The sequence below is a fragment of the Tanticharoenia sakaeratensis NBRC 103193 genome (assembly GCF_000963885.1).
GTDB classification, from domain to species: domain Bacteria; phylum Pseudomonadota; class Alphaproteobacteria; order Acetobacterales; family Acetobacteraceae; genus Tanticharoenia; species Tanticharoenia sakaeratensis.
In genome coordinates, this window is record NZ_BALE01000047.1 from 1 (window position 1) to 19,979 (window position 19,979).

A 19,979-nucleotide genomic window follows, 5' to 3' on the forward strand; every position below is an offset into this window, starting at 1 on the left:
TCCTGTCACGCCACAGAATCAGCGTTCAGTGGAGCCGCTCTAGAATCACTGCCCTCAATATTAAATTCGATTTGCGCTACAGACCCATTCAAAAAATCGTCCTTGCTGAGCATTCTATGATTAATGCTTCTAGGCTTCGATTGTTTGACATAATCAAAAAAACTTTTGGGAGATTTTCGGTTACCAAACAATTTGAATTCCAGACCGCATTAGATACTCATCTACCCTATTCCCAACATCAACGATCTTTGCGAAATTAACATCTGCAAAATTGACACGCAGATCAGTCGCAGATTTCGGCATAGGCAAGGTAGCTCTATGCCCGTCTACTGAAACCAGAGTGATGCTTTTTATAGCTGCAGGCCCATAATAAACGGTATATTCTTCAGAAAATGCCCTTGGGTCTGGGTGAGATGTTGCCCAAGCTTCATTAAAAGCTCTAAGCGATTCAAATTCAGCACGTTTTATATACAGATTTAGATCTTTTTTATAAGAAAATACCCCATGCTCATCGTTGACTACCCAGTCATCTTGACGGGATGTAGCTAAGATACTTTCTAATTCTGATAAATTCATAAATGTATGACTTTCTTATAAAGATATTATATTTATTCCCGTATTATAAAATAGAAGATTAAAAATACAAGAAAATTTCTCAATTGCAGAGTGCGAACTGTCTGCTCCCCCCCCCAAAACCGCCCCTCAAGGCCTTACGATAATCGCCACCACGATCACGACCATCAGCACCGTCGGCAGTTCGTTCGCCATCCGGTAGAACCGCTCCGGCCGGGCATTCCGCCCCTCGGCAAAGCCGCGCCGCCAGCGCGCGCACATGCCGTGGAAGCCCAGCATCAGCACGACGGACACCACCTTCGCCCACCACCAGCCGGCCGACCAGTCGATCAACCCCGGCATCGCCGCCAGAAGCGCACCGCACGCGACGGCCACGATCATCGCGGGGTTCATGATCGCCCGCAGCAGACGCCGCTCCATGGTCTGAAACCGCGCGTCCTCGGTCGAGCCGGGCGCCACCTGGCAGTGATAGACGAACAGGCGCGGCAGATAGAACAGCCCGGCCATCCACGCGATCACCGCCATCAGATGCACCGCCAGGATCCAGCGGGAATACGGCAGAAGCCCGACCAGCGCGTCCATCAGACGCGCGCGGCCCGCTGACGCTCCAGCGTATCGCGCAGCAGCGGCACCAGCTCGTCCAGATGCTCGATCCGCACAAGCCCCTGCAGATCCGGCAGCGGGCTCGCGCCATGGCGCAGCATCACGCACGCCATCCCGGCCGCTTCCGCCGCCCGCGCGCCGGTATCGGAATCCTCGATCACCACACAGTCCTCGGGCGTAATACCCTCGACCGCCGCCGCATGGAGATAGACGGCCGGCGAAGGCTTCGGATGGCCCATGTCACGCGCGGAATGCACGTTGTCCTCGAAATAGCCGGACAGCCCGGTCCGCGCGAACTTCGCCACCATTTCCGGAATGGAGGAATTCGACCCGACGCGAAACGGCAGGCCCAGCGCCACGATCCCGTCCAGCATCCGCTCGACCCCGTCGATCGGCTCCGCCTGCGCCTCCATCAGCGTCACCAGCCGCGCCTGCATCACCGCCAGGAAATCATCCGGCAGCACACGCCCCGTCGCGCGCTCGATCTCCCGCCGCACCGTATCCAGCGCCTTGCCGGCAAAACGCGGCACGGCCTCGGCGTCCGGCACGTCCATGCCATAGGACCGCGCAACGTCGGCCACCATCAGGCAGGACGGCCCCTCGCTGTCGATCAGCACACCGTCGCAGTCGAAAATGACCATGCGAAGTTGGCCGTTCGGGTCGAGCGCATTCATGGTTTTTCCTCTTTGCCGAAGGATTTTTCGCAAAGGCGCTTCACGGAGCACGTTGTCCCGTTCCCGGAAGGAGGCAAATCCCCTTCACCCACGGACCAGCACGTTTCCGAAAAAACGCCCGCCGGTGAGTCCGAGCCCCCGAAGCCTACACGTCCCGGACAGCCCGCACCAACGCCGCCACATGCTCGGGATCCGTCTGCGGCACCACGCCATGCCCGAGGTTGAACACATGCGGATGCCCCCGCATCGAATCCCGGATCGAACGCGCGGCCTTCACCATCGCATCCCCGCCTTCCTTGAGGATCAGCGGATCGAGATTTCCCTGCAGCGTCACAGGCGTCTTCAGCATGCCACGCACGACCGACAGATCGGCCGACCCGTCAAGTGCAAGCGCATCCACGCCCGTGTTCTCGGCATATTCGGCCACCATCACCCCGCCCAGACGCGGGAAGCCGATCAGCGGCACATCGGGATAGCGCGCCCGGATGAACGCCGCGATCTGCCGCGCCGGCTCGATGACATGGCGCCGGAACAAAGGCGGCGGCAGCAGGCCCGCCCAGCTGTCGAACAGCATCACGGCTTCCGCACCCGCCGCGATCTGGCGCACCAGCATCTCGGCGGTCGCCTCCGTCAGGATCGCCATCAGCCGATCGAACACGGCCGGCTCGCGCAGCATGAACGACCGCGTGGTCGGAAACTCGCGCGCGCTCTCGCCCTCGACCATGTAGCAGGCCACCGTGAACGGCGCGCCGGCAAAACCGATCAATGTCGTCTCGGACGGCAGCTCGACCGCAAGCCGACGCAACGCCTCCTGCACGGGCTCCGTGACCTCCGCCACCCGCCCGGGCGACAGCCTGTCCACGTCGGCCGCCGATCGCACCGGCGACATGACCGGCCCACGACCCTCGATGAATTCCAGGCTCAGCCCCATCGCCCAGGGCAGGACCAGAATGTCCGAGAACAGGATCGCGCCATCCATCGCATAACGCCGGATCGGCTGGAGCGTGATCTCGACCGCCATGTCCGGCGTCATGCACCGCGTCAGGAAGTCCGCCCGGTCACGCAGCGCCCGGAATTCCGGCAGGTAACGTCCTGCCTGACGCATGAGCCACATCGGTGGCGGCCAGACGGCCTCGCCCGACAGCGCCCTCAGCAACGGCTTCTCCGAATGACCCAACGTTCTCTCGCTCCCAACCGACGATCATGGCGATACTCCAATCCCGCGCCCCGGTCACGCACCCTTCAAAATGAAAGAAAGAGAGAAAGAAGGTTTGAGGAGGACAGTAGGGCCTGTGGGTACCGGGGTACCCGCCTTTCCAAAAACGTACCCCGACTTTCCCACACTGTGTACAACTTCTGACTCGCGGTGGATCAAGGCGTCCAGCAATCCATCCACCATTCATCCCCCGACTGCCTGTGTACAACCCCCCGTTCACCGAACCTGACGAGTCGTCCACGGTACTCGGTACGGGTCCGTTTTCGGCCTCGTACAGTCCCCACGTACCCCAGGCGTTGTACCCGGTACCCCAAGCCTGTGTACGGATTCGTCCACAGCCCCCGAATCACCTGAACGATCCCGACTCCGGATGAACCCCAAAGACAGGACCCCGCATCATGACCCGAGTCCCTCCGCCTGATGCCGCAGACCGGCCCCACACCGCCATTACGGCGGAGACAGACCTCATTCTCGCCAGCGGATCCACCATCCGCCAGACCCTGCTCCGCAACGCCGGCCTGACGATCGCAATCCACCCCGCGCCTGTGGATGAAGACGCGATCAAACGCGCCCATGGCACGCCGGACGTCACCGCCGACCACACGGATCGCCTCGCACTCACCCTGGCCCACGCGAAAGCCGCCGCCATCGCCGCCCGCCATCCCGACGCCCTGACGATCGGCTGCGACCAGATCCTGCGCTGCGGGCAAACCCTGTTCGACAAGCCGCGATCCCGGGCCGAAGCCCGCACCCATCTCGACATGCTGCGCGGCCACGCCCACCAGCTCCATACCGCCATCGTCCTGCACCACGGCCCGGACATCCTGTGGCAGCATGTCGAACGTCCGACCCTGCACATGCGCGACGTCAGTGCCGCCTTCCTCGACGCCTATTGCGAGATGGAAGGCGAGACGATGCTGACGACCGTCGGCGCCTACCGCCTCGAGGGGCCGGGCATCCAGCTCTTCGAACGCATCGACGGCGACCATACGGCCATCCTCGGCCTGCCGCTGCTGCCGCTCCTCGGGATACTGCGCACGATCGGCAAACTGCCGCGCTGATGCGACGGCCGCCGTTTTCACTCTTGCCAGCCCCCGCCGCCCCCGCTATACGGCGCGCACAAACCGCCCGAACCCAAACGGGCGGCTGAAAACGGATGGGGCCATAGCTCAGTTGGGAGAGCGCCTGAATGGCATTCAGGAGGTCGTCGGTTCGATTCCGATTGGCTCCACCACTTTTCCCTGAAAATCCGCAAGCACCAACCGGTCCGAACGGCACCGCGTCTCCGTCTCGCGCTGATATCTGCGATAGAACGCGGTTTCACGTGACGCCATCAGCGACAGCCTGCCTCAGACAGGCGAACGCCCGCGAGATGCTCTGATGCGTGTAGCGCGACAATCTGGGTGAGAGAGCGCGTCAATCAGGATGAGAATGGATTGTCGCGGCGCGTCAATCAGAGCGCGATCTGATTGACGCTGGCAAGGACTATGTTGCGGGCTGATTGTCGCTGGCGTGGATTTCGAGTTCGTGTGCCGTCATTCTGGCGGGTGGGCGCCCGGCTTTTCGCTTTCGTTCGAGGGCGGCTCGGCGACGGTAACTCTCGACGTTCATCTCCAGGATGGTGGCGTGATGGACGAGGCGATCGACGGCGGCGAGCGTCATGGCAGGGTCTGGGAAGACCTTGTTCCACTCGGCAAAGGGCTGGTTGGCGGTAATCAGTACGGATCGCCGTTCATATCGGGCGGAGATGAGTTCGAACAACACCGAGGTTTCGGCCTGATCCTTGGCGACATAGGCGAGATCGTCGAGGATCAGGAGGTGATATCTGTCGAGGCGATTGATGGCGGCCTCGAGCGCCAACTCGCGTCTGGCGATCTGCAGTTTCTGGACGAGATCGGACGTGCGGACGAACAACACGCGCCAGCCGCGCTCGACCAGCGCCAGGCCGATGGCGGCGGCGAGATGGGATTTTCCGCCGCCTGGCGGGCCGAACATGATGAGATTGGCGCTGCTGGTCAGCCAGGGCTCACCGGCGCACAGCGCCATGACCTGGGCTTTGGAGATCATGGGCACGGCGTCGAAATCGAACCCGTCGATTGTTTTACCAGGAGGTAGACGGGCTTCGGCCATGTGCCGCTCGATCCGGCGCCTGTCGCGCTCGGCGAGTTCGTGTTCGGCCAGAGCGGCCAGGAGACGGGCGGCCGGCCATCCCTCCTTGTCGGCGCGCTGCGCGAAATCCGGCCAGAATTGCCGCATGGCCGGCAGGCGGAGTTCATTGAGGATGAGGCTCAGGCGCGCGCTATCGATCGCCAGACCGCTGGTGCTGCCAGTCATGCCACGCACTCCGCCCCGGTCACTGGCCAGATCATGGGGCTGTCGAGCAGCGCCTGGTAGTCCATCAGCGGCACGGCCTGGATATGTACATCCGGCAACGTGGCGGGATCAGGGGCAAATCGTGCCCGCAGGCCATTGAGATCGGGCAGACGCTCTGCCACGCGGTCGGCGTCGAGCATGATCGCCAGTTCCGCCTCGCAGGCCCGCTCATGCGCGAGCGCGAGCAACGCCACCATGGTCTTGCAGGCCAGACGCTCGGATTGATGCTCACAGAGAAACGCGAACATGTGGCGATAGGCCTCGCGCGGGAACAACTGGTCCCGGTAGACCAGTCCCATCAAAGCGCCGGGTTTGCGGCGCAGGGCATGAATGACGTGCCGATAATCGACGACGTGACCATGCCTGTCCTTGGAGCGCGGACGGCCGCGCGGCAGCGTCACCAGCGGTGTGCCGCCGAGGAACAGATCGAGCCTGTCGTCGAACAGCCGTACGCGCAGACGGTGGCCGATCAGGCGTGAGGGCACGGAATAGAAGACCCGCTTGAGCATGAAGCCGCTGGAAGAGGTGACGATGACGACATGTTCCTCCCCCTCACCGGTGCGTCGTGCCGGCAGCTTTTGCAAGGCAGCACGCTCGATATCGATGCGTTTGGTCTGGCGGGCGTTGTGGCGGCCGATGATCTCGTCCACGAAGCGCCGATAATCGCCAAGACTTGCGAACTCACGGCTGCCGCGCAGCAGTAGCGCGTCGCGGACGGTATTTTTGAGATGGCCGTGCGCGCTCTCGATCGCGCCGTTCTCATGCGCCTCACCGCGATTGTTGCGCGTCGGTTCCATCCCGTAATGGGCGCAGAGCCTGTCATAGCGTCGGGTCAGGTCGTCGCGGGCCTCGGCGGAAAGATTGCGAAAGGCCGCCGACAGGCTGTCGGAGCGATGCTCGCGCGGCGCGCCGCCCAGTGCCCAAAGCGCGTTCTGCAGTCCCTCGGCCAGGGCGACGTAGCTCTCGCCGCCAAGGATGACATGGGCATGCTCGAAGCCCGAGAAGGGCATGCGGAAATGATAGAGCCGGTGCGACAGGAGTGCCCCGGCAACGCGGATGCCGAGATCATCCATGACCGTGAAATCGGACAGCCCCATCCGGCCGGGCTCATGCTCCTGGCGGAAGATCACGTCGCGCTCCGGGCCATGCAGGGCCCGCCAGTGGCGGATGCGCCGCTCCATGGTCCGGCGCACGCAATCGGGCAGATCGGGATGGCGGCGTTGCATTTCCGCGAAAACCGCCACCGGACGCAGGTCCGGCGCGGCCTGCAGCATCGGCACGATCTCGGCATCGAAGATATCGGCCAACGGGTCGGGCCGGCGCCGACCTCGCGGTGTGTATTTCTGTGAGGGCAAGCACGGATCGCGCTCGATGCGATACGCTGTTGCCAGACTGATCCCAGCCCGCGCGGCCGCGGCCGGAATAGGAAGATGGTGTCGGGTGGTCATGTAGAGTCTCACCTGATGATCGTTGATAGGACGCCCCGGCACTGGCAACTCCTCCAGGTGAGGAAATTCCCAATATCGGGCCGACTACGACCATCCACGCCATCCTCGGGACGGCGCCCCTGCTGGGGCATGGCTACGGGCTACGCCCTCCGCCATGCCCCAGCAGGATTCTCATCCTGTTCGACGCATTTCTCATCCTGATTGTCGCGCCGCACTGATGCGCGATGATTGCCATCGAACCGGCCTCTCGGGCCTTTCAGACAATCCGGTTTTCACCCGTCCCGACACCACGCCACCCTCCTGATCCGCGTCCCCAAACAGCCGCCCGCAGCAGCAACCGGTCGGAGACGCGGCGTTCGCATCGAACACCTCACGGCTCATCGAGCGAATAACCAGCACCGCGCCGCAGGACCATCCACGCGGCCTCCGGCTTCGGCCTAGGGCCAGTCCTCCGAGCCCGGCGCAGGCTCCGTCATGGGAGGAACACCACCCGGAGGCTGCCCGGGCACAGGCGGCGCAGCAGGATCCGGCCCGGGAGAAGGAACCGGCGATCCGGGAACAGGAACGGGGGACATCGGGGCAGGCGGGTCATCCGGCATGGCCGCGTGCATGAAGGAGAGCGGGTCAGTGGCAGACATGCTTCACCTCCGTGCGGGATCGAAGTCCAACGCAGGACGGCAGGGGTGGTTACAGTGCCCACTGTCGAACAGGACCGCGATGATGGCATGCTGCACGCTCGTCCATGTGCACGATCGAAGGAGCGTTGGTCAGTTATGAGGCATTGCTGGAAGGCCGCCACCATGGCTTTGCTTGCAACCGGCATGAGCGAGGTCCAGGCGGCCGAACTGCCGATCTGGAACAGCCCTCAGGTCGGCGCGGACATGGCAGCCGATGGTTGCGGAACCTGGCAGGCGGCGCAGCATCACGGCGGAAACAGCCGGAACATCGAGATCGCGCAGGCCAGCGGCTTCCTGGGGCAGATGGTGGCCTATGCCGGCGCCAGGAATACCGCGCCCATGGACACCGAACCGAAGCGCATTTCGGCCTACATCGACAGGTTCTGCGCAAGGCATGTGTCCGAAAAGGTCCAGATCGGCGTTGCCGCCCTGGCTATCGAGATGACAGTAAAGCACGTGATCCGTCAGCGCGATGCACGGGGACCGGCCCCGCAGCCATAATCAGGGCATTGCCGTCGCACAGGCAGATCGCTCCGAAGGCGGGTTTCGAGAGTAAGGTCTCGAACGTCCGGCGCACTTGCGACCATGCATCGATCGTCTCGACAGACCGTCGGTCTCCCTGGACATCGCTCTGGAATGAAACGACCGCATCATCGCTCAATTGGTCGTGCCTGCACCTCGCCCGGCTTTCCGAGCGCCGCTCACAGCCGCATAAAATGCCGGAATTTTTCCCTGCGCGCCCGTCATGGCTTCCGAAAAGGCGTGCGATACAGATTACAGATGCAGATAGAGATAAAACGGGATCAGGCCGAACACCGTCCAGGCGACCAGGAAAACGAACGGCGCCTGATGCGCGAAAAGCGCGCCCCGCTGGCCGCGACGCATCATGTCCCGCGTCTCGTCATCGCTGGCAGCCAGGGTAAATTCCCGCAGGTTCGGACAACGGCAGTGCAGCGCCCGTTGTTTCTCCTCCCATTTGCCGATGGCGGCATATCCGGCAAGAATGCCGGGCAGGGCCATGAGCGCGAGCATGAAGCCCAGAAGCGACAGCAGCGGGGGAATGAGGAGCACCATGCGGTCGCCCCAGCGCGTCGTCGAACCCGTCATCGCGGTGGCATAGGCAATCACGAGAAACGCCTGCGACCCCAGCAGCGCCTGAAGACGACCATTGACGACTTCGCTTTCGAAGCGGATTTCCGAGCGATAAAACGCCAGAAGCTCGTTATCCGTCAGACGGCCATGAGCAATGACTTCTTCTGAATCCGGCGGTGGCGACGCAGCAATGACCATCTTGCCCTCCATGAAATCCGCGACCTGCTTGCATGTCAGCTGGCAGAAATGCTGTCTGGCTGCAAAGGTGCAGACGCAACAATGAGTTACCGTTCAGGTTTGCCCTGCGCCTTTCCGGCTTCGCGGATATGATCCGATGCCGGATGAAAGAGGCGTCAGAAAGGCAGTCACGCGTCGGTCATAAGCGCTCGATCGTCCGGATATGGCATCGTGGAGCAGGCAATAACACCGCTGTGCCATGCAGGACGCCGGCCCACGCCTGATGCTGTCCTGCTGCAGGATCATAAGGTCGCGACGTGCCCATTTATTCGCGGCGCCATGACAAAAGCCGCCGGAAAACAGGGCGCAGCCGAATGCCGGATCGGACATCTGCCGCGGCAATGCGTCGGTTGACCTGCATCAGCGGCATTTCAAGCGCCGCATCCCCTTCGTAAACCTTGCAGGTCTCCGCAGATGCAGAGCCCCAAGCTGCCTTAAGCCGATGTTGAAAAACCGCATGGCCGAAAACGCCGAAATTCCGGCCGCAGAAGCCGTGCCTGTCAGGTGGCATAGACGGTGCGCATCATGACCACGCCTTCTTCAGGGAAGCATCCGGCCGCAAATCCGAACAAGGAACCGACAACTCCCCGTACCGGATGCACGTCATGCGACCGGTAAACCGGGAGCGACGCAACGAAGCGGAAAAAACAAAGCCGTTGTCTCGTTGAACAGGGAAAGACGAGATATCGAACCGCTGCCACGTCCCGCATGGGAGGACCGCTCCCGTCACGCGGCCCTGAGCCGACCCTGGGGTTTCAAGCCTCGACCTCCGCTTTGCCCCCCATTTCCCCGAAAAAACTCGACAGAGCGCCGCCGACGCGCTGCAACACCATCCGCATCCTCCGGAGTGTCCATGTTCTTCCTCGTCAAGACCGCCTTGTCCGGCCTGATCATCGCCCTCGTCTCCACGGTCGCACGGCGCTATCCCGGCATCGGTGCCCTGATCGCGTCCCTGCCCCTGATCTCCGTCCTCGGCATGCTCTGGCTCTGGCAGGAAACGCACGACCCGATCCGCATGCAGGCCCACGTCACCGCAACCTTCTGGTACGTGATCCCGTCACTGCCCATGTTCCTGGCCATTCCCTGGGCCATGCGCCACGGCACGCCGTTTCACGCGGCGCTCCTCGGCGGATGCCTGCTGACCGTCGTGCTCTACCTGGCCACCACGATCATCGGTCGGAAACTGGGCCTGCCGCTCTGAAACGCCACGGCCCGAACGGGGCCTTGCGTTTCGAAAGACGCGCATACTGATCGTTACACGACAGCCACGACCCGATCACATGGAGCCTCTACGATCGCAGCAGTATCGGGAGCCAGCCATGACCAGAAGCATCTTCAAGACCATCCTCGCCGCCTCGATCGGCGGTCTCCTGGCCATCACGCTCTCCGCCTGTGATGGCCCCGACGACGGTCCCTACGACAACAGCGATCCCCAGAATACGACCCATCACCACAACGGCATGGGCGGGCAGGGCATGGGAATGGGTATGGGCGGCGGTGGAATGGGTGGGGGCATGAACGGAGGCATGTGACCCGCCTGACGCCGGCATACCGGTAATCCCGGCGTGCCATCCGCACGCCGTCCATGAGGCGACGCACGGCCAGACACCCCTGAAATTCGCCTGACGACGCGGCGGGCGACGATACCGCCCGGGGACACATGCGCCTTCGGCTTTCGCTCATGACATGGAAGAGGCAAACCGATAGCCTCCCTGCGAGTGAAAGCGAAGAGCACGATCGTCATGCGTCAGCCCGCCCGGCTTATTCGATCCCTTGGGTCATTTTCCGGGTCCGCGGCACGGCTGGCCGCAATGATCCTGCTGACAGGCGCTCCGGGTGCGTGCACCACGCCCCCGTCAGCGGAAGTGCAGGTCATCGATATCAGCCAGATCGGCCCGATCCTGACGGAAATCCGGAACGAGATCGCCTACTACAACGCAACCGTCCGCGGCCTGCCCGCAGCCGAGGCGCCACGCCTGACACCGGGAAACCACGCGCGCCCCGTCGTGTCCTTCGTGCTCCCACAATCACCGGTCACACTGACGAAGCCACCGGCCCCCAGAGTGTCGGCCCTGCCGGGCCAGTCGGACACATGACCGGCACTGACTGGACATTTCACGGTCAGGAGCGTCACGCTCTCGGCCGTGGTCTCGACCGATCGCACCCTGACCGGCGGCGTGACCGGCACCGTCCCGGTCTCCACCGGCATCACGATCGGCACGAGCCCCAGCCTGTCGCGCCACACGACCAGCACCGAAACCCTGCAATTCACCGAATATCCAACCGGCGGCGATGCCAGCGCCGCCACGGCTGCCGGCAACGCCAGTTCCACCGGCCTGACCGAGGCCCTGCTGGCGCTCGACGAAGGCCTGCGTCGTCAGCAGGACACCGGCGGGCCGCCCTGTTTTTCGCCGGCACCCTCAGACAAGGCCGATATCAGCCCGATCGGCCCCAACGAAATCACCTTCGCAACGAACGCCAGCCGTACCGCGACCGGCGGCCTCGCCCTGACGATCGGCATCATCGCCTTCAATGCCACCGGGCAGAAAACCGACAACCGCGGCACCACGATCACCATCGTATTCAGCCCCGATCACCCGCCCGATGCCATGCCGCGGCCGCCCGAACATCGTAAACCCCCGCCGTCGCCACACTGAACGCCCCCGTATTTTCCAGCCACCCATCCCCTTCCTGACACGCTCTTCCTTGAAATCCCGTTAATAAGGCCCGCCAGTCCCGCACGGCCTGTACGGAAAATCCTGCAATACGACAGCAGCCTCGAAAGGCGTCATGCAGATTGCTGCGCGATGGGTATGAACCGGAAAAACCGCTACGGAGAAAAGAAAATAAATATCGAGCACTACAAAATGCCGGGCGGGGGGGAGGTTAGCCCACGCATCTCTCCACCAGCGAAACCCGTTCCGTAAAAACAAAAACCAGCCTTGGAAAAGGTTCGTTCGCCTTCACCTGGCCGTCAGCCAAAACTTTCAGCGCGCAATAACCGCCTGCAAAAGCTTGGCCCGAAACCCGCCGACCGGCCGTCAGACAGATCGCGGAACCGGACCTGCCAGCACAAACGGAAGCAGCCCCATTGTAACGAAACGATGCAGAACGTGATGCCAGGTCGGAGCTGCCGCGATCTAAGGTCCTTGCATGCATCCCGTACCGAAAATCGCCGCCCTGTTCTGCATCCTGTTCGCCCGCGCCGAGGCTGAACCCGGAAACGCCGTCTATTTCATGCCGAAGCATCCTGCGCGCCGCGCAATCCAGTCCGAAACAAGTCCGAACTTCACAAGAAAGGAAATCACTTTTCAGGAAACGTATTTCAGTCGCATTTCCGCCGTCACGCCTGCTGAAATTGCTGCCCTCCGACGGCAGGACGCCATCCATCTCGGCCCGTTCAGGATCGATACCACCACGAATTCGCCCATTGCCCTGGATCACGGAACGACCACAACGCTGGCCTACCCCGTCCATGCCATTCCTGGCCTCGATCTCGTCGCCGACCTGTTCACGGGCCACAGGGATACGCGCCTCGGCGCCCCCGCCGGCTCCGCCGCCATCACGGGCGGTATTCGCTTTCGCTGGTAGACGCGCAGACCACAACAGCCTCGATCTGCTGATACGGGACGAAGCCGAGCGCGCGATACAGGGCGCCCTGAATGACAGGCACCAGGCAGCCGTCGAGACCCTGGTTCAGCGCCTCGATCAGGCAGAACTCACGCACGCCCTGACCACGATCCGGCGCCTGCCCGGAGACGGCTGAGAGCGGGCAATCAGACCGCGTTCGTCGCGCATCCCGTTCGACGGCTCCGACCTTCGAAAATCTGAAAAAAGACCGGGCCGATCCTTTTCCGCGGCCCTAAGAGACGAATTACGCGCCGCGCTCCAGCGTCAGCAACGCCACCTTGTCCTCGACGCCGCCAAATCCGGAAAATCCGCCCATTCCCGACTTGCCCAGAACCCGGTGGCACGGGATCAGGATCGGGATCGGATTGGCTCCCAGCGCCCCGCCGATCGACCGCGCACTGCCGCCGATCCGCGCGGCCAGCTCGCCATAAGTCGTGGTCTGGCCATGCGGCACGTCCCGCATCGCCGCCCAGACACGCTGCCGATACGCCGTGCCGAACGGCGCCAGCGGAAGATCGAAGACCACGGCCTCCCCATCGAAATAGCGCTCCAGAAGGTCGCGCGCCCGGATCAGAAGCGGTGTCTCTTCCTGATCGCGTCCCCAGCCATCATCCAGCGCCACGATGGCGCCTTCGTCCTCGCTGATGGTCAACGCACCGAGAGGCGAATGCATGGAAAGCTGGGGCATGGATCAGTCCTTGGGCGGGAGTTGCGCTTTCCGCTATAGGGCAACGGATGAGCGACGCCACCATCTTTGCGCGGGCCACGGGCGCCGGTCGGGCCGCGATTACGATCCTGCGCGTCAGCGGCCCCAAGGCAGGCCCGATCCTCGAAGCGATCGCAGGCAGGCTCCCGCCACCGCGTCTGGCCTCGCTGCGGACGCTGCGACACGGCACGGACGTGCTCGACCATGCCGTCGTCCTCTGGCTGCCCGGTCCGCGCTCCTACACGGGCGAGGACGGGTTCGAACTCCACCTGCATGCAGGGCCCGCCATCGAACATGACGTAGCCGATGCGCTTGTCACGCTCGGCGCGCGCCCCGCCGAACCCGGGGAGTTCACACGTCGGGCATTCACTCACGGCCGGATCGATCTGCTGCAGGCCGAAGCCATTGCGGATCTGATCGAAGCCGAAACCAGCGCCCAGCGCCGTCAGGCCCTGACCCAGGGCGACGGGGCGCTCTCCCGGCTTTATGACGACTGGGCCCAGCGTCTGCGCACCATTCTGGCGCATCAGGAGGCCCTGATCGATTTCCCGGATGAAGACCTGCCACCGGAGGTCGAGGCCCGTCTTCTGACGGGCATTGCCGATCTCCGGGCCCAGATGGACGCGCATCTGAACGACGGACATCGCGGCGAACTCGTGCGGCGCGGGATCTCCATCGTGATCGCCGGCGCGCCGAACGCCGGAAAATCCAGCCTTCTGAATGTGTTGGCGGGCAGGGACGCTGCCATCGTGACCGATCGCGCCGGCACCACGCGCGATGCGATCTCCGTCACGCTCGATCTGGGCGGTCAACGGGCCGTCATCACGGATACAGCCGGGCTCCGCGAAACGGAGGATGCGATCGAGGCCGAAGGCATCCGGCGGGCGATGTTTCACGTGAAACAGGCCGACCTCGTCGTGCATCTCTATACCGAGCCCGATCGACCCGCGCCGCTCGCCGATGTTCCGGTGGAAGATGTGCTGACGGTATGCAATAAGACCGACCTCCATCCGGCACCGGACGGCGTGCTGGGCATCTCGGCGACGACGGGGGCCGGGTTGGGCGCTCTACAGGCTGAACTCGCGATACGGGTGACGCGCCTGACGCACAGTGCGGGTGCTGCCCCACTGACCCGGGCGCGCCATCGGGCCGGCATCACCGAAGCGCGGGATGCGCTGGCGGAGGCCGAGCGCGCGGCCTGGCCGGAGCTGCGCGGCGAGGCGCTGCGGGTGGCCATGCGGGCCCTGGGCCGCCTGACCGGCGCGGTCGGGGTGGAGGACCTGCTGGAGGCCGTGTTCGGGTCGTTCTGTATCGGGAAGTGAGCATGTTCGATGTGATCGTGATCGGTGGCGGCCATGCGGGCTGCGAAGCGGCGGCGGCCTCCGCCCGCACCGGCGCGCGCACGCTGCTGCTGACCCACAGGATCGCGACGATCGGCGCCATGTCCTGCAACCCGGCCATCGGCGGCATCGGCAAGGGTCATCTGGTGCGCGAGATCGATGCGCTGGACGGGCTGATGGGAATGGCCGCGGATCGCGCCGGCATTCACTTCAAGCTGCTGAACCGCTCCAAGGGCCCGGCCGTCCATGGCCCGCGCGCGCAGGCCGATCGCGGGCTCTATCGCGCGGCCATCGCCGAACTGCTGGCAGCCCAGAGCCATCTCGAAATCCGGGAAGGCGCGGTCGAGGACCTGATCGTCGAGGAAGGGCAGGTCTGTGGCGTGGTCTGTGCGGACGGACGCGCGATCAGGGCCGGGGCGGTCGTTCTGACATCCGGCACTTTCCTGCGTGGTGTGATCCATACCGGGCATGTGCAGACCCCGGCCGGGCGGATCGGCGAAGGGCCGGCGAGCGCCCTGGGTGCGCGTCTGGAGGCTCTGGGTCTGCGCATGGGGCGCCTGAAGACCGGCACGCCGCCGCGCATCCGACGCGACAGCATCGACTGGGAGGCTCTGCCGGAAGACCGTGGCGATGCCGAGCCGGAACCGTTCTCGCGCCTGACCGACCGGATCACGACCGCGCAGATCTCGTGCCGGATTACGCAGACCACGCCGAAGACGCATGAGGTCATCCGCACCAACCTGGCGCGCTCCGCCCTGTATGGCGGGGCGATCGCCGGACGCGGGCCGCGCTATTGCCCGTCGATCGAGGACAAGGTGGTGCGGTTCGCGGAGCGAGACTCCCATCAGGTCTTTCTCGAGCCCGAAGCATTGCCGGACCATCCCGGCGGCGACCTGATCTATCCGAACGGGATTTCCACGAGCCTGCCGGAAGACGTGCAGATCGAGCTGATCCGCACCATGCCGGGCCTGGAGCGCGCCGTGATCGCGCAGGCGGGCTATGCGGTCGAATACGACTATGTGGACCCGCGCGAGCTGTGGCCGAGCCTCGAGCTCAAGCCCCTGCCGGGCCTGTATCTCGCAGGGCAGATCAACGGCACGACCGGCTATGAAGAGGCCGGCGCGCAGGGGCTCATGGCCGGCCTGAATGCGGCGCGGCAGGCGTGTGGCGCGGGTGATCCGATCGTGCTGGGGCGAGGGGACGCCTATATCGGCGTCATGATCGATGACCTCACGACGCAGGGCGTGAGCGAGCCGTATCGGATGTTCACGTCACGCGCCGAATACCGGCTGTCGCTGCGGGCCGATAATGCCGATCTGCGCCTGACCGGGATCGGGCTTGCGGCCGGGTGTGTCGGTGCCGTTCGTGGCGCGCGATTTATCGCGGATCGCGATGCGATCGACATGGCTCTCGACCGGGCGCGCGGCGAGAGCTTCCTGCCGCAGCGCCTGCGCGAGGTCGGCATGACCGTCTCCGACGACGGACGCAGGCGCTCACTGATGGATGTGCTCGCGGGTGGCGCGGAAGAAGCGGCTGTGCAACTCGCCCCGTGGTTCGGGGCGCTTCCTGTGCGCGTCAGACGGCATCTGGAAACCGAGGCACGTTATGGCGGCTATCTCGCGCGGCAGGCCCGCGAAATCCGGCAGATCGCAGGCGACGCCGGCATCACGCTTCCCGCGACGCTGGATTATGCCCGCATCGGGGGGCTGAGCAACGAGATGCGCGAACGCCTTTCTGCGGCGAAGCCGGCCGATTTCGGTCAGGCCCAGCGCATCCCGGGAATCACGCCGGCAGCGCTCGTGGCACTGCTGGCGCATGTACGGGCGGCTGCGTGATCTCTGTGCATGAACAGGGTCGGCGCATCGACCCGCGATCCCGACACGGACGATCAGCCACGAAGACCATCTTTCCGATCCCGGGAGGGCCGGAAGGTGAGCACCCCTTGGCAGATTTCAGGGGAGAGCCCTGAGCATGGGACAGGGCACAGGCATGGATGTTTCACGTGAAACACGCGCGCGGCTGGAGCGGTTTGCGGCGCTGCTGACGCAGTGGAACGCGCGGATCAATCTGGTCAGCCGCCAGGATATCGCGCAGCTCTGGCCACGCCATATCGAGGACAGTTTGCAACTCGCACCGATGATCGAACCGGGCAGCCGCGTGATCGACCTCGGTTCGGGCGGCGGCTTTCCCGGGCTGATCGTGGGCATCGTGCGGGATCTCGACCTGACGCTGATCGAATCGGATCATCGCAAGGCGGCGTTCCTGCGTGAGGCGGCGCGCGAATGCGGCGTGCGGGCGCGGGTTCTGGCGGAGCGGATCGAGCGTGCGTCGGTGGAGCCGGCACCCGTCGTCACGGCGCGTGCGCTGGCGGCGCTGCCGCAATTGCTGGCGTGGTCGCGGCCGCTGCTGGCGCCGGGTGGGCGGGCGCTGTTTTTGAAGGGGCGCGCGTGGTCGCACGAGTTGACCGACGCGGAAGGCGGATGGCACATGACGCACGCCATTACGACGAGCCGGACCGATCCTTCTTCGGTCATTCTGGAGGTGCGTGATTTCAGTCCAAAAGATGAGGGCCGCGAACATGGAGCATAAGACGCGGATCTTCGCGGTGGCCAACCAGAAGGGCGGCGTCGGCAAGACCACGACCGCCATCAATCTGGCCGCGGCACTCGCGCAGGGGGCGCGGGTTCTGCTGGTGGATCTCGACCCGCAGGGCAATGCCTCGACGGGCTTGGGCATCGGGTATGACCAGCGGCAGACCGGGACGTATTCGGCCATCATGCAGGAAGGGGATACGGCCAGCCTGCCGCGTCCCAGCACGGTCGAGAACCTGTCGGTGATCGCAGCCGACAACGAACTCGCGGGAGCGGAGATCGAGCTGATCACCGCGGACCGGCGCGAGTATCGCCTGCGCGAGACGTTGCGAGGGTACGGCACGCGCTTCGATTACATCCTGATCGACTGCCCGCCGAGCCTCGGCATGCTGACGCTGAATGCGCTGGTCGCGGCCGATGCGGTTCTGGTGCCGCTGCAGTGCGAGTTCTTTGCGCTCGAAGGGATCAGCCAGCTCGTGCGCACGGTGGATCGGGTGCGGCGGGCGTTCAATTCGGACCTGCATATCGGCGGGATCGCGCTGACCATGTACGACCGGCGCAACAATCTCTCCGAACTGGTGGCGGCGGATGCGCGCAGCTTCTTCGGAGACCAGGTGTTCGAGACGCTGATCCCGCGCAATATCCGGATCTCCGAGGCGCAGAGCCACGGCACGCCGGTCATGGTGTATGATCCGAAGTCGTCGGGGGCGGCCGCGTATCTCGCGTTGGCCGGTGAAGTGAAGGGACGGGGCTGATGGCGAAGAAGGACGCGCCTCAACGGCTCGGCCGGGGGCTGGCGGCCCTTCTCGGCGATCAGGCGCCGACATTGAACCGGGTATCGCGCAGCACCGGCGCGGTCGAGGCACCACGTCCGGTGACGCTGCCGGTCGACGTGCTGCTGCCCGGCTCGTTCCAGCCGCGGCAGGGCATGCAGCAGGAAGCGCTGGAAGAGCTCGCGGATTCGATCCGCTCGCGCGGCGTGTTGCAGCCCATTCTGGTGCGGCCGCATCCGGCGCAGGAAAATCTGTTCCAGATCATCGCGGGCGAGCGGCGCTGGCGGGCCTCGCAGCTTGCGGGGCTGCATGAGGTGCCGGTGCATGTCCGCGTGCTCGATGACGGGGACGCCATGGCGGCGGCCTTGGTCGAAAATCTCCAGCGCGCGGATCTGGATGCGATCGAAGAGGCGGAGGGCCTGCATCGCCTCATCGACGATTACGGCCTGACGCAGGAAGAACTTGCCGGCGCCGTGGGCAAGTCGCGGCCGCATGTCGCGAACATGCTGCGTCTGCTGGCGCTGCCTGACCAGGTGCGGGCGCATGTCCGTTCAGGCGCGCTGACGGCGGGTCATGCGCGCGCGCTTCTGGTGCATGACGATCCGGTTGCAGCCGCGGCCGAGGTTATCGCGAAGAAGCTGAATGTCCGGCAGACCGAGGCGCTGGCCAAGCGCAAGCCGCGCGAGGCGAGCCGTCCGGTGCCCAAGGATGCCGAGATTGCGGCACTCGAGCGGGAGCTTTCGGGACGTCTGGGACTGCGTGTCCAGATCGCGTTCGACGGCAAGGGCGGATCGATCCGGATCGACTATCGCTCGCTCGACCAGTTCGATTCCGTGCTGGCGAAGCTGCGAAGCTGAACTGCGACCGTCTCTTGGGGGGCGGTCGCGTAAGCTGCGTCCAGTGTTCTCTCTGATGATCGGAGATGCCGGGCGGCGCCTGCAAAGGTGCGTTTCGGGCGGCTGGGGGCATGCGCAGGATTGCGAAGGCGAGCATCAGGTCTCGATCGGTTTGACGATCGTTGCTTGCATGACCAATTCGATCCCGTGCTGCTGATCAGGCGTGCATATCGACGTCTTCTCTGAACGGCGTCATGGGCGGGCGGACGCGTTGCTGGAGCAGCGGTCCCCCACGGTATGAAGGATCTCAGGGTTGCCGGGGGCACTGCCGGCCAGACCTTTCTCGGCAAGATGGTTCCGGTCCGGATGGCTGACGGCCCGCGCGCGTTTTCCCGGCGCATATCTGCTTCGCCAGAGACGGACGCCTTGCGAGGACGTTTGTTTCGTTCGTCCGGCTTTTCAAGAGATATTGCTTCGATCGGCCTCTGGCATTGCACAGGGATCGCGCGTGATGTGCCGGGACTGATGCGTCGATGCATGCCGGACGGGAGCAGAGCCTGAGAGGATGGGCTGATCCGCGCACGGCACTCATCCTTGCGGGGCAAGACCTGCGACGTTTTGCAGGGCCGAAGATCATTCCTGAATTCGAGGCGGAGCGGAATGCGGCGCCGCGTTCAGTTGAGCGCGGGCCTTACCCGATATTCGCGTTTTCGGTTTCCAGCGTCTGGACGCCGGCGCCGATGTCGACGAGCCGGGCGGTGCTGGTCTTACGGCGGATGGTCATCCATGTGCCGGTGATGCTCAGGCCGATCAGGATGATGCCAGACAGGGCGATGAGGGTCGTCCAGATCGGGACGAACCAGCCGGGGCCCGCGATATTGGCTTCGTGCAGCATATGGGCGTCAGCGCGGATGGTATCGCGCAGCGTCTGGGGCTGGGCGGGGGGGATACGCAGGCCGCGCGGCGTGCTGTCGATCATGACGGGATGATTGGCGCCGCGTTCGGGCAGGATGGTGCGCAGGCGTACGGTGCCGGGCATGTTCAGGGTCACGTCCTGCACGATCGCGTTCGGATGGCTTGCATGAAGCTGGGCCAGTGCGTCCGCGACGAAGGGGGTGCTGCCGGTTTCGGCCGTGGCCTCTGATGCGGGCGGGGTCGGCGGTCCGTCCTGACGGGGCATGCCGTCGTGGCCAAGGCCTTCATGATCTGC

22 protein-coding genes and 1 tRNA gene are annotated in these 19,979 nt (G+C 64.3%); 12 read left to right on the top strand and 11 right to left on the bottom strand.

Annotation, left to right across the window (positions count from 1 at the left end; genetic code table 11):
* Positions 1-180: 180 nt before the first annotated feature.
* The 4 genes from B8446_RS16120 to hemE all read right to left on the bottom strand — a co-directional run bounded on the left by B8446_RS16120 (position 181) and on the right by hemE (position 3,027).
* Positions 181-576, bottom strand: coding sequence for a hypothetical protein (locus tag B8446_RS16120; protein ID WP_148506001.1), 396 nt, complete (start codon positions 574-576; stop codon positions 181-183).
* Positions 577-702: 126 nt separating this feature from the next.
* Positions 703-1,155 (bottom strand): protoporphyrinogen oxidase HemJ, encoded by a 453-nt coding sequence (hemJ, locus tag B8446_RS13420; protein ID WP_048850452.1) that lies wholly within the window; start codon positions 1,153-1,155, stop codon positions 703-705.
* Complete coding sequence (locus B8446_RS13425; protein WP_048850454.1) at positions 1,155-1,850, bottom strand: HAD family hydrolase; 696 nt, start codon at positions 1,848-1,850, stop codon at positions 1,155-1,157. Before B8446_RS13425 ends, hemJ begins: the two co-directional genes overlap by 1 nt.
* Before the next feature lie 145 nt (positions 1,851-1,995).
* Complete coding sequence (gene hemE, locus B8446_RS13430) at positions 1,996-3,027, bottom strand: uroporphyrinogen decarboxylase (protein WP_048850457.1); 1,032 nt, start codon at positions 3,025-3,027, stop codon at positions 1,996-1,998.
* Between the two features lie 437 nt (positions 3,028-3,464).
* Between hemE and B8446_RS13435 the strand changes: the two genes are divergently transcribed.
* Positions 3,465-4,127, top strand: coding sequence for a Maf family protein (locus tag B8446_RS13435; RefSeq protein WP_084712342.1), 663 nt, complete (start codon positions 3,465-3,467; stop codon positions 4,125-4,127).
* A gap of 97 nt (positions 4,128-4,224) precedes the next feature.
* Positions 4,225-4,300, top strand: a tRNA-Ala gene (locus B8446_RS13440).
* 251 nt (positions 4,301-4,551) lie between these two features.
* On the opposite strand, the gene istB is transcribed toward B8446_RS13440, so the two are convergent.
* Positions 4,552-5,400, bottom strand: a complete 849-nt coding sequence (istB, locus tag B8446_RS13445) for an IS21-like element helper ATPase IstB (protein WP_048850458.1) — start codon at positions 5,398-5,400, stop codon at positions 4,552-4,554.
* Entirely contained in the window at positions 5,397-6,929 is a 1,533-nt protein-coding gene (gene istA, locus B8446_RS13450; protein WP_084712343.1) for an IS21 family transposase, read from the bottom strand. Before istA ends, istB begins: the two co-directional genes overlap by 4 nt.
* A gap of 758 nt (positions 6,930-7,687) precedes the next feature.
* On the opposite strand from istA, the gene B8446_RS13455 reads away from it, so the two are divergent.
* Positions 7,688-8,065: a hypothetical protein gene (locus B8446_RS13455; protein WP_048850461.1), complete on the top strand. Its 378-nt coding sequence runs from the start codon at positions 7,688-7,690 to the stop codon at positions 8,063-8,065.
* 273 nt (positions 8,066-8,338) lie between these two features.
* On the opposite strand, the gene B8446_RS13460 is transcribed toward B8446_RS13455, so the two are convergent.
* Positions 8,339-8,866: a hypothetical protein gene (locus tag B8446_RS13460; RefSeq protein ID WP_048850463.1), complete on the bottom strand. Its 528-nt coding sequence runs from the start codon at positions 8,864-8,866 to the stop codon at positions 8,339-8,341.
* 880 nt (positions 8,867-9,746) lie between these two features.
* Here B8446_RS13460 and B8446_RS13470 point away from each other — a divergent pair.
* From B8446_RS13470 to B8446_RS13485, 4 genes are all read left to right on the top strand, one after another.
* The gene (locus B8446_RS13470) at positions 9,747-10,094 is read left to right on the top strand and encodes a DUF3147 family protein (protein ID WP_048850468.1); all 348 of its coding nucleotides are present in this window, start codon (positions 9,747-9,749) and stop codon (positions 10,092-10,094) included.
* Between the two features lie 118 nt (positions 10,095-10,212).
* Positions 10,213-10,425: a hypothetical protein gene (locus B8446_RS16450; protein WP_048850469.1), complete on the top strand. Its 213-nt coding sequence runs from the start codon at positions 10,213-10,215 to the stop codon at positions 10,423-10,425.
* A 279-nt stretch (positions 10,426-10,704) separates the two neighbouring features.
* Positions 10,705-10,989, top strand: coding sequence for a hypothetical protein (locus B8446_RS13480; protein WP_148506003.1), 285 nt, complete (start codon positions 10,705-10,707; stop codon positions 10,987-10,989).
* Between the two features lie 48 nt (positions 10,990-11,037).
* Positions 11,038-11,550 (top strand): hypothetical protein, encoded by a 513-nt coding sequence (locus B8446_RS13485; protein WP_048850473.1) that lies wholly within the window; start codon positions 11,038-11,040, stop codon positions 11,548-11,550.
* A 229-nt stretch (positions 11,551-11,779) separates the two neighbouring features.
* Here the strand turns inward: B8446_RS13485 and B8446_RS16315 are convergent, their stop codons facing one another.
* From B8446_RS16315 to B8446_RS13495, 3 genes are all read right to left on the bottom strand, one after another.
* The gene (locus tag B8446_RS16315; protein WP_158507596.1) at positions 11,780-12,415 is read right to left on the bottom strand and encodes a hypothetical protein; all 636 of its coding nucleotides are present in this window, start codon (positions 12,413-12,415) and stop codon (positions 11,780-11,782) included.
* Between the two features lie 40 nt (positions 12,416-12,455).
* The gene (locus tag B8446_RS16320) at positions 12,456-12,620 is read right to left on the bottom strand and encodes a hypothetical protein (RefSeq protein ID WP_158507597.1); all 165 of its coding nucleotides are present in this window, start codon (positions 12,618-12,620) and stop codon (positions 12,456-12,458) included.
* A gap of 147 nt (positions 12,621-12,767) precedes the next feature.
* Complete coding sequence (locus B8446_RS13495) at positions 12,768-13,211, bottom strand: methylated-DNA--[protein]-cysteine S-methyltransferase (protein ID WP_048850477.1); 444 nt, start codon at positions 13,209-13,211, stop codon at positions 12,768-12,770.
* 47 nt (positions 13,212-13,258) lie between these two features.
* Between B8446_RS13495 and mnmE the strand changes: the two genes are divergently transcribed.
* The 5 genes from mnmE to B8446_RS13520 all read left to right on the top strand — a co-directional run bounded on the left by mnmE (position 13,259) and on the right by B8446_RS13520 (position 18,790).
* A complete protein-coding gene (gene mnmE / locus B8446_RS13500; protein WP_048850479.1) occupies positions 13,259-14,551 on the top strand; it encodes a tRNA uridine-5-carboxymethylaminomethyl(34) synthesis GTPase MnmE in 1,293 nt (430 codons plus the stop codon).
* A gap of 2 nt (positions 14,552-14,553) precedes the next feature.
* Positions 14,554-16,404: a tRNA uridine-5-carboxymethylaminomethyl(34) synthesis enzyme MnmG gene (gene mnmG, locus B8446_RS13505; RefSeq protein WP_199484120.1), complete on the top strand. Its 1,851-nt coding sequence runs from the start codon at positions 14,554-14,556 to the stop codon at positions 16,402-16,404.
* 154 nt (positions 16,405-16,558) lie between these two features.
* On the top strand, positions 16,559-17,158 hold the full coding sequence (rsmG, locus tag B8446_RS13510) for a 16S rRNA (guanine(527)-N(7))-methyltransferase RsmG (protein WP_048850491.1): 600 nt from the start codon (positions 16,559-16,561) through the stop codon (positions 17,156-17,158).
* Positions 17,148-17,915 carry a ParA family protein gene (locus B8446_RS13515; RefSeq protein WP_199484122.1) on the top strand — a complete coding sequence of 256 codons (768 nt, stop codon included), beginning with the start codon at positions 17,148-17,150 and terminating at the stop codon, positions 17,913-17,915. Before rsmG ends, B8446_RS13515 begins: the two co-directional genes overlap by 11 nt.
* Positions 17,915-18,790, top strand: coding sequence for a ParB/RepB/Spo0J family partition protein (locus tag B8446_RS13520; RefSeq protein ID WP_048850485.1), 876 nt, complete (start codon positions 17,915-17,917; stop codon positions 18,788-18,790). Before B8446_RS13515 ends, B8446_RS13520 begins: the two co-directional genes overlap by 1 nt.
* A gap of 670 nt (positions 18,791-19,460) precedes the next feature.
* On the opposite strand, the gene B8446_RS13525 is transcribed toward B8446_RS13520, so the two are convergent.
* The coding region (locus B8446_RS13525; protein WP_048850487.1) for a hypothetical protein at positions 19,461-19,979 on the bottom strand (519 nt) is incomplete at its 5' end.